Here is a 13861-nt window from a genome sequence, read left to right as displayed (position 1 = left end):
GTGTCAGTGAGGTCGCATTATAGGGAGCCTGGTTAACTTGGCAAGTGCTTTTTTTGCTTTTTTTGTTATCTTTAGCTTAAAAGGCTAATTATTGCTCAGAAAAGCCATTTCTAGTACTATTCTTAGCTTGTTTACTGCAATTTAAGCCTGTTAAGGATGGTTTGATGAGTTCTATCCGAAGTTATAAAGGGGTATTACCGACGCTAAATGAACGTGTCTATATAGATAACAGCTCTGTATTAGTTGGCGATATCACGATTGAGAGTGATGCCAGCATTTGGCCTTTAGTCGCGGCACGTGGTGACGTCAACCATATCCGTATCGGTGCACGCACCAATATACAAGATGGTAGCGTTTTACACGTCACCCATAAAAATAGCCACAATCCTAATGGTTATCCGTTACTGATCGGTAATGATGTCACCATTGGCCATAAAGTCATGCTGCACGGCTGCACCATTCACGATCGGGTTCTGGTGGGAATGGGCTCTATTATTCTTGATGGGGCAGTCATTGAAAGTGACGTCATGATAGGTGCGGGTAGCTTAGTACCGCCCGGAAAAATCTTAGTCAGTGGCTATCTGTACGTAGGAAGCCCAGTGAAACAAGCCCGTAAGCTGACTGAAGGGGAGCAACAATTTTTACTGCAATCAGCGAGTAACTATGTACAAACCAAAAATGAGTACTTAGCTGAACAATCGCAAATCTAGCTATATCATTGCTCTAGATCTATTGACCTTTCGTTCGAGCCCTCCCATGAGGTGTTTACGGTTTTAGCACCTCAATCATACCTGCTGAAGTAAAACACTCTTCCTCAATTAGCTGCTCCGCTCGTTCTTCAATATCAAAACGCCACTCACTAAAAACCGTCAGTGCCTGCTGTGGAGTGGTCATCGTCACCCCAGACCAAGATTGCAGCTCAGATAGAGAAATAAAACAACGGATAAGCGCACCACTCTGCTGCGCGGAAAACTCAACCGCTTGCTGCTGCTCATTCCACTGTTGATCATCGGTAAATAAAATTGCTTGGTTCATACACCTCCAGATAAATTTTTTCTTAATTCACGTAGCACTTGCTTAGTCCCTGGGCGTAACCCTCGCCATAACATAAAGCTTTCTGCTGCTTGTGCGACTAACATGCCTAGCCCGTCATAAACTGAATGGCATCCTTGTTCCTTAGCCCACTGATTAAACGCCGTTGGTTGCTTGCTGTACATCATGTCGTAAGCAATGCTACGCGGGCTAAAAATAGTCTCAGATACCTGCGGTCGCTCTCCGTCCAAGCTGGCTGAGGTCGAGTTAATGACAAGATCAAACGGCGTATACCGTTGACTCATTGGTTGGGCGATCACGGCGCCATAAACAGAAAACTGCTGTGCAAGACCTTCCGCTTTGGATAATGTCCGGTTAGTGATCACAATAAGCTCGGGCTGTTGGTCTAATAGCGGCTTGATAACGCCTCGAGCTGCCCCACCCGCACCAATTAATAAAATCTTCGCCCCAGTCAACGGAACTTGATGCTGCAGCAAGTCTTGAACCAAACCTTCTCCATCGGTGTTATCACCGAGCACTTCTCCATCATCCAGTTTTTTCAGAGTGTTGACGGCACCAGCTAATTGCGCTCGCTCTGTTAAACGATCCGCCAGCTGAAAGGCCTGCTCTTTAAACGGTACGGTCACATTGCAACCTTTACCGCCATGAGCAAAAAATTCGTTGATCGCTTGCTCAAAACCATCAATCGCTGCCATCTGCGCCGTGTAGTTCATGCTTTGATTGGTTTGACGTGCAAACAAGCCATGAATAAAGGGCGATTTACTGTGCCCAATCGGATTGCCAAAGACGGCATAACGATCGTGTTGATATTCCATGTCATTAACCTAAATTAGCCAAAGTATCTTTTCAGACCCTATCACTGCGTTGATTTTCTGTCACCAATCGCGTGGTACTAAAAATTCCGCCAATTTCGCCTCTGGGCTATTCGGCTCTGGCTGGTAATTGTATTCCCAGCGCACTAACGGTGGCATCGACATCAGTATTGACTCGGTACGCCCTCCAGTTTGCAGCCCAAATAACGTCCCTCGGTCATAAACTAAGTTAAATTCCACGTATCGACCACGGCGATATAACTGAAATTGCCGCTGCGCTTCACCATAGGCCGTATCTTTACGTCGCGCAACAATCGGTAGGTAAGCTTCGGTGTATCCTTTACCAACCGCTTGCATATAGGCAAAACACTTGGCAAATGGCCATTGGTTTAAGTCGTCGAAAAAGAGCCCACCCACACCGCGAGTTTCATTACGGTGCGGTAAGAAGAAATAGTCATCACACCAAGCCTTATGTTCAGCATAAACCTGATCACCAAAAGGCGCGCATAAGGTCCGCGCTGTGGCGTGCCATGCTTGCACATCCTCTAAAAATGGGTAAAACGGCGTTAAATCAAAGCCTCCACCAAACCACCAAATGGGCGTTTCTCCCTCTTTTTCGGCAATAAAAAAACGCACGTTGGCATGAGACGTCGGCACATAAGGGTTATGAGCGTGCATCACTAACGACACACCCATTGCTTCAAAGCGACGACCAGCTAATTCCGGGCGATGTGCGGTGGCTGATACGGGCATCTGTTGACCGGTGACATGGGAAAAATTAACGCCGCCTTGCTCAAAGACTTGACCTTCTTTCATCACTCGTGTTCGCCCACCACCACCTAAGCGTTCGCCCGGCTCCCGATGCCAGATTTCTTCGACAAACTTGGCCTTGTCATCGGCCTGTTCTAATTGCTGGCAAATACTGTCTTGTAACTCAAGCAAAAACTGCTTTACCGCTTGCTTATCAATGTCTGGCATCGTCGATTTCCTTGCTTAACCTTGTCTTAAAATTTGACCCGTTTTCGCGTCACGAATTTCACTCGGTTTATTTCTACCACCCGTTTCACCGCGTAAAATAGCTGGCAGGTGCTCACCCAGTTGCTGCTCAACTTGCTCAGTGGTCATACACGGCGGCAGCCCTGTTAAATTAGCACTGGTCGAGGTAAGCGGTTTACCGAACGCATTACATAACTGTTGTACTAGTGGATGATCGGTGACTCGCACCGCAATCGAGTCAAACTGACCGCTGACCCATGACGAGACTTTCTGACTAGCAGGCATCACCCATGTAACGGGTCCCGGCCAAGTCGCATGAATCGTTGCCAATTGTTCTGCGCTTAGTTGGCTTTCATCAATATACGGCAACAATTGCTGATAAGAGGCCGCAATCAAAATCAAGCCTTTTTCTACCGGTCGCTGTTTCAGCGTGAGTAGTTTTTCAATGGCTTGCGGGTTATCCGGATCGCATCCGACACCGAACACCCCTTCGGTTGGATAGGCAATAACATCACCATCACGTAATGCCTGTAAACAAAATTGAAAATTATCCACGATACCTTTCTCTTGTGACATTTAATCGACTCACTGAGTTTACAAATTCTGGCTGAAACAGGCTAAAGCTATTTAATGACAAATGGTATCTTTGGCAAAATAACCATGACGCAAACGTTTTCCTAAGAAAAAAATACTCGTATAATGCGCGCAAATAACCCATTCACCCTAATGTGATGATGTTTGAAGGAGTTTACAATGAAAGTGGCGATTATTATGGGTTCGAAATCCGATTGGCCAACCATGAAGCTAGCCGCGGAGATGTTGGATCAATTTGGGATCGATTATGAAACCAAGGTGGTGTCTGCTCACCGAACTCCTCAACTACTGGCTGATTATGCTAGCAGCGCTCAGCAACGAGGCATTAAAGTTATCATCGCCGGCGCCGGCGGTGCAGCGCATTTACCAGGCATGACCGCGGCGTTTACTAGCTTACCGGTACTCGGCGTACCAGTGCAGTCAAAAGCGCTGAACGGCATGGACTCATTACTCTCCATCGTGCAAATGCCAAAAGGCATTGCGGTCGGGACGCTGGCTATCGGTGAAGCGGGAGCCGCTAATGCTGGCTTATTAGCCGCACAAATCCTAGCCATACATGATCACCATATCATGGCGAAAATCGATGCCTTTCGTTTAGCGCAAACCGAAACCGTGCTCGCCAACCCCAATCCAGCAGAGGACTAATCACATGCAAGTTTTAGTCTTAGGGGCTGGCCAATTAGCCCGCATGATGGCGCTAGCTGGCACTCCGCTGAATATTGAGATCCATGCGTTTGATGTAACAACCGGTAATATCGTGCAGCCGATCTCGGGGCAAGTCATCGGCCAAGGGCTGGCTCTGGCCATTGACCAAGCGGATGTGATTACCGCTGAATTTGAACATATTCCTGATGATGTACTTGAGCAATGTGCGCAAAGTGGCAAGCTGTTACCGAACCAAACGGCCATCAAAGCTGGTGGCAATCGGCAGCGTGAAAAAGTATTACTTAAGCAAGCAGCAGTAAATAGTGCGCAATACGCCATCGTACACTCTCGTGACGATTTGCTCACTGCTATCGAAACCATTGGACTACCGATGGTATTAAAAAGCACTCTGGGTGGTTATGATGGCAAAGGTCAATGGCGTCTCAAACAAGCGCAAGATATTGATAACATTTGGCCCGAGCTACAAGACTGCTTAGCAAGCTCAGCGCAACAAACCATCATTGCAGAGCAATTTATCGCTTTTGATCGCGAAGTCTCGCTGATTGGCGCTAGAGGACAAGATGGCAGCATAGTGACCTATCCCCTGACGGAAAATGTGCACACCAATGGCGTGTTGAGTTTATCCACCTCGTTGGATGATCTCGCGCTACAACAACAGGCCGAAAGCATCTTTCGCGCGGTAGCTGAGCAATTAGATTATGTGGGCGTACTGGCTTTAGAATTTTTTGATATCAGCGGGCAGCTATTGGTCAATGAGATTGCCCCGAGAGTGCATAACTCCGGCCATTGGACACAACAAGGTGCCGAAACCTGTCAATTTGAAAACCATTTGCGCGCCGTATGTGGTTTACCATTAGGTAGCACGCAACTGATCCGCCCAACAGCGATGATTAACATCTTAGGCCTTGATAGCCTGCCGGACGCGTTGCTTGCGATGGAAGGGTGTCATGTCCATTGGTATGGCAAACAAAAACGCCCGGGGCGTAAAATGGGCCATATTAATATCAGTGCCGATTATAGCGGTGAACTGCAAAGACGCCTTGCACGCCTCAGCCAGCTATTGGATAAAGAGGATTTTCCTGCGCTGCACAAAGATGATTAAACGCTGACTCATCGCCTAAAACCACGCCAGCCACACTTGAGGCTGGCGGTGGTGATAACAGCCCCTAATACCTTCAGCAATTCGATGACGGCTCAGCTTGCTGATAAGCCTTAGCGACTTCTTCGGCGATAATCTGAATACCTTTTTGCATTTCCTGATCATCTTGCACATAGTTCATCCGTAGACATTGATGAGCATGTGACCAGTCTTGCTGCTGCCCAATAAAGAAATATTCACCAGGAACAACCAATACTCCTCGTGCTTTAAGACGCTGATACAGCGCCATAGTGCTGATCGGCAATTCATCAAACCACAGCCATAGGAAAATCGCCCCTTCAGGTTTGTGAATGCGAAAGCGCGGGTCAGGTATCGCCTGCTGAAGTAACTTCACCGCGGTTTGTGATTTTTGTTGATAAAATGGGCGAATAACTTCGTCACTCAAGCGCAGTAAATCCCCTCGTTCAATCATATGTTGAGCTATCGCGGGGCCAACACTGCCGGGGGCTAAACTAATAATGCCATTCATATTGGTTAAAGCTTGAGTCACCGTTTCATTGGCTATCACAATGCCGCAACGTACGCCTGGTAATCCAAGTTTGGATAAGCTCATGCATAAAATGGTATTGTCATTCCAAAACGGTTCAACCTGTTCAAAAATGATATTGGGGAATGGCACACCATAAGCATTATCTATGATCAACGGAATACCATTATCCCGCGCTAACTGATCGAGCTTATGGATCTCATCTTCGGTCAAGACATTACCCGTCGGGTTGGTAGGACGAGAGGCGCAGATCGCCGCAATGGAGGAATCAACCGTTAACTGGTTAAAGTCGACATGGTATTTGAATAACCCATCATCAAGCATTTCAATCTCGGGGCGATAAGAGATAAACAGATCGTCATCAATCCCTGCATCGCCATAACCAATGTATTCCGGAGCCAACGGCAGTAAAATCTTCTTATGCGATCCATCGGGCTGCTGACCGGCGAATAAGTTAAACAGATAGAAAAAACCACTTTGGCTACCATTGGTTAAGCTGATGTTTTTCTGACTAATTTCCCAGCCATAAGTCGTTTTTAGTAGCGCAGCGAGTGATTTAACGAAACGATCTTTGCCTTGTGGTCCATCGTAATTACTCAACGCAGCGATCAGCTCACCATTACTCAGCATCTCAGCGCTGGTTTGATGAAAATAGTCGATCATCGCTGGTATTGCGGCAGGATTTCCACCACCGAGCATGATGGCTCCCGGTGTGCGCAGACCATCGTTTAAATCATCCATTAATTGAGTAATACCGGAATACTGATTAAATTTTTCACCAAATTTTGAAAACTGCATTGCTGACTGCCTAATTCATGATTGTATTTGCTTGCTTAAAGGAGCATAAAACGATGCCATGCTCATCGATCAATCCTTGAACATACCGTAATGCTTTTACCTATCAAAGTACTATTTTTGAACACCTGAGTATTCAGTTGAAAAAAAGCCCAACTGATTAGAGTTGGGCTTCAATCACAAACCGTATGGTTTATTGCTAATCATTACTTTTGTAAAAGAGAAATGTCAGCAATTTGCAGGAATAAGTTACGTAAGTCGTTAAGCAAAGTTAAACGGTTTTGCTTTAGCGCTTCATCGTCAGCCATCACCATCACGTTATCAAAGAACGCATCAACAGGTTCACGTAGTGAGGCCAATTGACTCAGTGCTTGCTGATAATCACCTGACGCAAAGACTGGCTCAAGGGCTTCGCTCATCACCGCCACGTCTTGTGCCAAGGCTTTTTCTGCCGGCTCTTGCAGCAAGGCGAGATCAACCTCAACAGGCAACTGGCCAGCAAATTTCGCGAGAATATTCCCAACCCGTTTATTGGCCGCAGCCAACGCTTCTGCCGCCTCTAATTCACGGAAGTGCGACACGGCTTTTACGCGCTGATCGAAATCAGCCGGCTTGGTTGGACGACGCGCCAACACGGCTTGAATAACATCTACGCTAAAGCCTTCGTCTTGATACCAAGCGCGGAAACGACCCAGCATAAATTCAATCACATCGTGTTCAACCGCTTGATTAGTCAAACGATCACCAAAAAGGGATTTTGCTTTCGCGACTAAATCCACTAAGTCAAGCTTATAGCCGTATTCAACGATGATCCGCAGCACACCTAAAGAAGCGCGGCGCAAAGCAAAAGGATCCGAGCCTTTTGGTGCTTGGCCGATCCCGAAAATACCAACGATGGTATCCAGTTTATCCGCCATTGCTAGCGCAGAAGAAACCCCATCAGTCGGCAACTGATCACCAGCAAAGCGCGGCATATACTGCTCGTTCATCGCCAATGCTACCGCTTCTGGCTCACCATCATGACGCGCATAATGCATACCCATTACGCCTTGAGTGTCGGTAAACTCAAACACCATTGAGGTCATTAAATCACATTTAGCGAGCAAGCCTGCACGTTTAGCTTGTGCAACGTCAGCGCCAATTTGCTCTGCAATATAACCGGCTAACTCCGTGATTCGGTCAGTTTTATCTTTAATTGTGCCCAATTTCTGCTGGAAAATCGCCGTTTCAAGCTGTGGTAAGCGATCAATCAGCTTGCTCTTGAGATCGGTATTAAAGAAGAATTCAGCATCAGCCAAACGTGGACGTACCACCTTTTCGTTACCTTCGATAACGTGGCGTGGCTCTTTAGACTCAATGTTGGTCACAAAGATAAAGTTGGGTAAGAGTTGCTTATTAGCGTCATACACTGGGAAGTATTTTTGGTCACCTTTCATGGTGTACACCAACGCTTCCGACGGCACATTGAGGAATTTCTCTTCAAATTTAGCCGTTAAAACCACCGGCCATTCCACTAACGCGGTGACTTCTTCCACTAAATCGTCGTCAAGTTCCGCAATACCACCCACTTGTTGAGCCGCTTGCTGAGCACCCGCGATGATCGTCGCTTTACGCGTCTCATAGTCGGCAATCACTTTACCGCGTTGCTCTAAAATGTCTGGATACTGCTGGGCGGAGTCGATGGTAAATTCTTTCTCACCCATAAAACGGTGACCACGAATGGTGCGTGCTGAAGCCACGCCTAAAATTTCACCGTCGATCAACTCATCACCAAGCAGAATGGTCAAGGTTTTTACTGGACGAATAAATTGAGTCTCTTTATCGCCCCAGCGCATTGGCTTAGCGATAGGCAAGTTGGCCAATGCTTTGGCAGCCAGCTCAACGACAATCGCTTTCGCCGCTTGACCTTTCACTTCTTGTTTGAACAGCAACCACTCACCTTGCTCAGTTTTGAGGCGATCGGCTTGCTCAACGGTAATCCCATTACCACGCGCCCAACCTTGTGCTGCTTTAGTCGGGTTACCTTGTGCATCAAAAGCCACAGACACCGCAGGTCCACGTTTTTCTAGAACTTTATCCGCTTGCTTTTCGGCAAGATTAGCGACTTTCAGCGCCAAACGGCGCGGGGTCGCAAACCATTTTATGCCGTCATGAGTCAACTCTGCCGCGGCAAGTTCTGTACTAAAATTGGCGGCAAACGCTTCAGCTAAAGTGCGCAGCTGCTTTGGTGGTAACTCTTCTGTACCCAGTTCGATTAGAAATTCTTTGGCCATGTTATTTATCCTCACCCTTTTTACACATTGGGAAGCCTAGCGCTTCGCGAGAGGCGTAATACGCTTCAGCAACCGCTTTAGTGAGGTTGCGGATACGCAGGATATAACGTTGGCGCTCAGTCACCGAAATCGCCTTACGAGCGTCAAGCAGGTTAAATGCATGACCCGCTTTTAAAATCCGCTCATAGGACGGTAATGGTAATGGTTTTTCGAGTTCAAGCAGGTATTGACACTCTTTCTCGCACTGATCGAAGAAAGTGAACAGAAAATCCACATCCGCGTGTTCAAAGTTGTAGGTTGACTGCTCTACTTCATTTTGATGGAAAATATCGCCATAGGTTACTTTACCTAATGGACCATCTGTCCAGACTAAATCATAAACAGAATCAACACCCTGAATATACATCGCCAGACGTTCAATACCGTAAGTGATTTCCCCGGTTACTGGTTTGCACTCAAGACCACCAACTTGTTGGAAGTAAGTAAACTGGGTTACTTCCATACCGTTAAGCCATACTTCCCAGCCTAATCCCCATGCGCCTAAGGTTGGGTTTTCCCAGTTATCTTCGACGAAACGAATATCGTGAACCAGCGGGTCAACACCTAATACCTCAAGTGATCCAAGATACAGCTCTTGAATATTATCCGGTGATGGTTTGATGATGACTTGAAATTGATAGTAGTGCTGTAGGCGGTTCGGGTTTTCACCATAACGACCGTCGGTTGGACGACGAGAAGGTTGAACATACGCCGTGGCGATAGGCTCTGGGCCGATAGCTCGCAGGCATGTCATTGGGTGAGAGGTGCCTGCACCAACTTCCATATCTAATGGTTGAACAATGGTACAGCCTTGTTGGGCCCAATAATCCTGCAGCGCGAGGATCATACCCTGAAAGGTTTTGATATCGTATTTTTGCATAGTCAGGTTCGCGCGATTCTTCTGTTTGAATTGATAAGAAATAGCGAACAAGTATACCGAGATATTCGCTCAGCGAGTAGGGGTAATCTTGCTTAATTAATGGTCAAAAATCCCTTTTAGGGCAATTTACACCATGGATTGTGGCAAATTATCCCAAAAATAAGCCTTGAGGTCATTTGAGACTTGAGATTTTTTAACAGCCTGATTAGAATTGCGCCGTCTTTGGGGAGTAGCTTGCCGGTAAGAGGGTTTAATCTTAACGGTTCGTTCGTCAACATGATTGGTGCCAAATCACCATGGCGTCCGAGGCTAAAGTCATTTTAGCTGAGCAAGACCTTAGGCAAACAACGCGAACCGGGGTGGGGCGTGGCGTTTGTCTATGGTTATTATAATTATCCCGCCCCATTGAGCCTGTCGTGAGCGTATTAGCTATTTCAATTACTACCGTCGCCTTAGCTGAAATTGGCGATAAAACCCAACTGCTTTCTCTACTGTTAGCCAGTCGATACCGAAAACCAATTCCGATCATTGCGGCGATATTTCTCGCTACGCTAGCCAATCATGCCTTAGCGGCTTGGTTAGGCGTCGTCGTTGCCGATTATTTGTCGCCCGAGATATTAAAATGGGTCTTGGTGGTGAGCTTCTTAATCATGGCCGGCTGGGTGTTGATTCCCGATAAACTGGATGATGAAGAATCGATTTCTAATCGTGGGCCATTTGTCGCCAGTTTTATCGCCTTCTTTATTGCTGAAATTGGCGACAAAACCCAAATAGCCACTTCCATCTTAGGTGCCCAATATGCCGACGCCTTATTGTGGGTCATTTTAGGCACCACGATTGGTATGCTGTTGGCTAATGTCCCTGTCGTAGTGATCGGTAAATTATCGGCCAATAAACTACCACTAGCCCTGATCCGAAAAATCACCGCGATTTTATTTGTCGGCTTAGCGATTGGCGCAGCGCTATTTTAAGACCCAACAACTGAGCTTTTTCGATAAAAATTGTTAGCACTGGATCACGCTCTTGATGAAAAGCGATTAAGAGCGTGATGTTCGCCATATTCGTATCACTATTGCCGTGCTAGGTTAAACCTATCGTGGTGCGGTAAGAGGGTTAATTATGCTGACACGCTATACAGGAATGACCGCCAAAAGTCAGAGCTACTTATTCACTTTTGGCTTTCTACTCACCTTATTAGGTATGACGTTAACCAATATGTGGCTGCCGATGGTCGCCGGAGCGATTATTATGGCTGCTCTGACTGTCGAAGCTTGGATCCGAGTCGCCTACATCATTCCAATGCATAACGAATTAAGGACTTTGCAGCAACAAGTCAATAAACTGCAAGCTGAAATCCGAGCGATTGAGTACCAAGAATAAACTTCATCCGCAATCAGCAGATATAATCAACATTCATGCTGGTTACTCTAGAGATGATAAGGTAAGGCGCATCATATTGCTGCCTTACTTTTATCGACTAAATTCCCATCCATCATCGTTGCCAAAGACTTCAAAACTAGACTAAACCTTTTTTGATCAAGTACTGGTAAGGCAACTGCTCAGTTTGCTGCGCCAACAGTTGATGATCCATAAAGCGGCAAAAACTGGGGATATCTCGAGTCGTGGAAGGATCATCCGCCATCACCAATAACACATCGCCAGCTTGCATGGTACGAATGGTCTTTCGCACCATCATTACTGGTTCAGGGCAACGCAGTCCTTGCGCATCAAGGGAATGGGTCGCTAATGTTGAGTCAAATGTCATGCAAAAACCTAATCGAGTAGCAAAATAAGGCGTAGATAATACGGCTGGAGAAAAAATATTCAATAATCACTTGGCAAAATCAATCCTATCGACTAAGTTTATTAACAGTTATTTAACCATCTATTAACGAAAATATCCGATAATAACGCTTTAATTTTTCTTGGGCTTCCCCGCTGTATGGCGGGATTTTTTTTGCTATTTACCTAAGCGTAAAACTAAGACACAACAAATCGCTCAGTGTCTTAGTTTTGATTAATCACGGCTATCTTCTATTAGAGTTTAATCACTACTCGGCCAGTCACTTGGCCTTGCGTAATCGCCTGTGCAAATTCAGGCACCTGCTCAAGAGTGATCTCGTGGCACGCTTGCGCAAAATAACGGGCAGGTAAATATTGAGAGAGACTGTGCCATGCTGCGACACGTTTTTCTGGTGGACAAGAGACGGAATCGACGCCTTGCAAGCGTACATTACGTAAAATAAATGGCATCACTGTCGTCGGTAAATCAAAGCCACCCGCTAAACCACACGCCGCAACGGTGCTATTGTAATCCATTTGCGCTAACACTTTGGCTAATACTTTGCTGCCTACGGTATCAATCGCCCCAGCCCAAAGCTGCTTTTCCAGAGGACGAGCGGGCTCTTCAAACTCAACCCGATCAATAATTCGACTGGCACCGAGTTTTTCGAGTAGTGGGCCATTTTGTTCAACACGACCAGTGACCGCCGCAACTTTATAACCTAGATTAGCTAATAGTGTTACTGCAACAGAACCAACACCGCCACTGGCACCAGTAACGAGGATTTCACCTTGTTCAGGTTTAATGCCTGCATCTAACAGAGCTTGAACACAGAGCATAGCGGTAAAGCCCGCAGTGCCAATCATCATTGCTTGTTTACTGTCCAACCCAGAAGCTAACGGCACGAGCCAATCGGCTTGCAAACGAGCCTTTTGTGCCATACCGCCCCAATGATTTTCACCCACGCCCCATCCGGTTAACACCACTTGGTCACCGCTTTGGTAGCGAGCATCCTTAGACTCAATAACCGTACCCGCTAGATCAATCCCTGGAACCATAGGGAAATCACGAATAATTTTACCTTTGCCAGTAATCGCCAACCCGTCTTTATAATTGAGTGAAGAGTACTTCACTGCGACCAAAACTTCGCCATCAGGCAATTGAGTATCATCGAGTGATTCGATGGTCGCGGTTGTGGCTTTTTCTTGTTGGTTGAGGATTAGCGCTTTAAACATTCGGATCTCCTTGCTGATAATTAACAATGTAGACGTGGTGCCATAATCGATGAACTCACCATAACGACAATAAAAACATGAGCTTCAATTCAAATAGCCACAGTATACGTAAACCTCGGCAGTAATAATTTGGTGCATAGTTAGATTACCGATACCATGATCACAAAGCTATACCCAAACGACTTGAAGTTGCAGGTAGGCAGTAAGTGAGTGAATCCCCATGAGTATAGGCAAATGATGTGATTGGGGGCCAACACCGCTGCAGATTCAAGTAGGAAGGGGATAATCGACAAAAAAATGCCAGTCATTGGACTGGCATGCTGAACTTTAACTCAGTTAAGATAGAAAAAAATGATACGCGGAATTATTGGTTTCATCTTTATATTGATAACCCAGCTCATAAAGATGAGCAGAAAAACGCGCTAAGTCGCTCTCTTCCAGTTCAAAGCCACACAGTACCCGACCATAATCAGCGCCATGATTGCGATAATTAAATAAGCTAATATTCCAATGAGTGCCTAAGGTACTCAAAAATTTGAGTAACGCTCCGGGGTATTCTGGAAACTCAAAGCTGTACAAGCGCTCTTTGAGCGGCTTCGAAGGTTTACCACCGATCATGTAACGCACATGCAGCTTAGCCATTTCATCGTCAGACAGATCAACCACCGGATAACCGCCCTGACGCAAATCATGGATAATATGCTGCAGCTCCTCTTGACCGCCTAACAAACGTACGCCAACAAAGATATTAGCCAGCTTGTCATCGTTATAGCGATAGTTGAACTCGGTGACCGCACGGCCGCCAATGATATGGCAAAACTCAAAAAATGCGCCTTGGCGTTCAGGTATCGTCACCGCCAAAAGTCCTTCACGCTTTTCACCCAGCTCACAACGCTCAGAGACATAACGTAAACCATGAAAGTTAGTATTGGCACCCGATAACACCGTACCAAGCTGCTTATCCACTAACTGGTGCTGTTCAGCAAACTTCTTCAATCCAGCTAAAGCTAAAGCTCCAGAAGGCTCGGCAATCGCGCGCGTGTCTTCGAAGATATCTTTAACCGCCGAGCAGATTTCATCACTTGATAC

General features: G+C 46.3%; 14 protein-coding genes and 1 pseudogene. 5 read left to right on the top strand and 10 right to left on the bottom strand.

The window, feature by feature from the left end; all coding sequences use genetic code 11:
- Window positions 1–164: 164 nt before the first annotated feature.
- Window positions 165–710: a gamma carbonic anhydrase family protein gene (locus CAG60_RS12250; protein ID WP_161439034.1), complete on the top strand. Its 546-nt coding sequence runs from the start codon at window positions 165–167 to the stop codon at window positions 708–710.
- A gap of 55 nt (window positions 711–765) precedes the next feature.
- On the opposite strand, the gene CAG60_RS12245 is transcribed toward CAG60_RS12250, so the two are convergent.
- Genes CAG60_RS12245 through CAG60_RS12230 form a run of 4 tightly spaced genes read right to left on the bottom strand, consistent with a single transcriptional unit; the run spans window position 766 to window position 3416 of the window.
- Window positions 766–1035: a DUF1488 domain-containing protein gene (locus tag CAG60_RS12245; protein ID WP_004397613.1), complete on the bottom strand. Its 270-nt coding sequence runs from the start codon at window positions 1033–1035 to the stop codon at window positions 766–768.
- Entirely contained in the window at window positions 1032–1868 is an 837-nt protein-coding gene (aroE, locus tag CAG60_RS12240) for a shikimate dehydrogenase (protein ID WP_158144533.1), read from the bottom strand. Before aroE ends, CAG60_RS12245 begins: the two co-directional genes overlap by 4 nt.
- 60 nt (window positions 1869–1928) lie before the next feature.
- Window positions 1929–2843: an oxygen-dependent coproporphyrinogen oxidase gene (gene hemF, locus CAG60_RS12235; protein ID WP_161439033.1), complete on the bottom strand. Its 915-nt coding sequence runs from the start codon at window positions 2841–2843 to the stop codon at window positions 1929–1931.
- A 15-nt stretch (window positions 2844–2858) separates the two neighbouring features.
- On the bottom strand, window positions 2859–3416 hold the full coding sequence (locus CAG60_RS12230) for an L-threonylcarbamoyladenylate synthase (RefSeq protein WP_154170719.1): 558 nt from the start codon (window positions 3414–3416) through the stop codon (window positions 2859–2861).
- 198 nt (window positions 3417–3614) lie between these two features.
- Here CAG60_RS12230 and purE point away from each other — a divergent pair, with 198 nt between their 5' ends.
- Window positions 3615–4100, top strand: coding sequence for a 5-(carboxyamino)imidazole ribonucleotide mutase (purE, locus tag CAG60_RS12225; RefSeq protein ID WP_161439032.1), 486 nt, complete (start codon window positions 3615–3617; stop codon window positions 4098–4100).
- A 4-nt stretch (window positions 4101–4104) separates the two neighbouring features.
- Window positions 4105–5223 (top strand): 5-(carboxyamino)imidazole ribonucleotide synthase, encoded by a 1119-nt coding sequence (locus CAG60_RS12220; protein WP_161439031.1) that lies wholly within the window; start codon window positions 4105–4107, stop codon window positions 5221–5223.
- 73 nt (window positions 5224–5296) lie between these two features.
- On the opposite strand, the gene CAG60_RS12215 is transcribed toward CAG60_RS12220, so the two are convergent.
- The 3 genes from CAG60_RS12215 to glyQ form a co-directional block, all read right to left on the bottom strand.
- Entirely contained in the window at window positions 5297–6565 is a 1269-nt protein-coding gene (locus tag CAG60_RS12215; RefSeq protein ID WP_161439030.1) for a valine--pyruvate transaminase, read from the bottom strand.
- 203 nt (window positions 6566–6768) lie between these two features.
- A complete protein-coding gene (gene glyS / locus CAG60_RS12210; RefSeq protein WP_161439029.1) occupies window positions 6769–8835 on the bottom strand; it encodes a glycine--tRNA ligase subunit beta in 2067 nt (688 codons plus the stop codon).
- Between the two features lies 1 nt (window position 8836).
- On the bottom strand, window positions 8837–9754 hold the full coding sequence (glyQ, locus tag CAG60_RS12205; protein ID WP_161439028.1) for a glycine--tRNA ligase subunit alpha: 918 nt from the start codon (window positions 9752–9754) through the stop codon (window positions 8837–8839).
- Window positions 9755–10170: 416 nt separating this feature from the next.
- Between glyQ and CAG60_RS12200 the strand changes: the two genes are divergently transcribed.
- Window positions 10171–10725 carry a TMEM165/GDT1 family protein gene (locus CAG60_RS12200; protein ID WP_115152667.1) on the top strand — a complete coding sequence of 185 codons (555 nt, stop codon included), beginning with the start codon at window positions 10171–10173 and terminating at the stop codon, window positions 10723–10725.
- A 148-nt stretch (window positions 10726–10873) separates the two neighbouring features.
- Entirely contained in the window at window positions 10874–11134 is a 261-nt protein-coding gene (locus CAG60_RS12195; RefSeq protein ID WP_040905811.1) for a hypothetical protein, read from the top strand.
- 136 nt (window positions 11135–11270) lie between these two features.
- On the opposite strand, the gene tusA is transcribed toward CAG60_RS12195, so the two are convergent.
- The 3 genes and pseudogenes from tusA to CAG60_RS12180 all read right to left on the bottom strand — a co-directional run.
- Entirely contained in the window at window positions 11271–11519 is a 249-nt protein-coding gene (gene tusA, locus CAG60_RS12190; protein ID WP_040905808.1) for a sulfurtransferase TusA, read from the bottom strand.
- A 272-nt stretch (window positions 11520–11791) separates the two neighbouring features.
- Window positions 11792–12772 carry an acrylyl-CoA reductase (NADPH) gene (acuI, locus tag CAG60_RS12185; RefSeq protein ID WP_161439027.1) on the bottom strand — a complete coding sequence of 327 codons (981 nt, stop codon included), beginning with the start codon at window positions 12770–12772 and terminating at the stop codon, window positions 11792–11794.
- 336 nt (window positions 12773–13108) lie between these two features.
- Window positions 13109–13861: pseudogene (locus tag CAG60_RS12180) on the bottom strand (threonine ammonia-lyase, biosynthetic); the annotation flags it as partial.

It is taken from the genome of Vibrio sp. V33_P6A3T137, assembly GCF_009904835.1.
Classification (GTDB): Bacteria; Pseudomonadota; Gammaproteobacteria; order Enterobacterales; family Vibrionaceae; genus Vibrio; species Vibrio metschnikovii.
The sequence above is the reverse complement of the archived record's forward strand: the minus strand, read 5'-3'. Positions and strand labels throughout refer to the sequence as shown.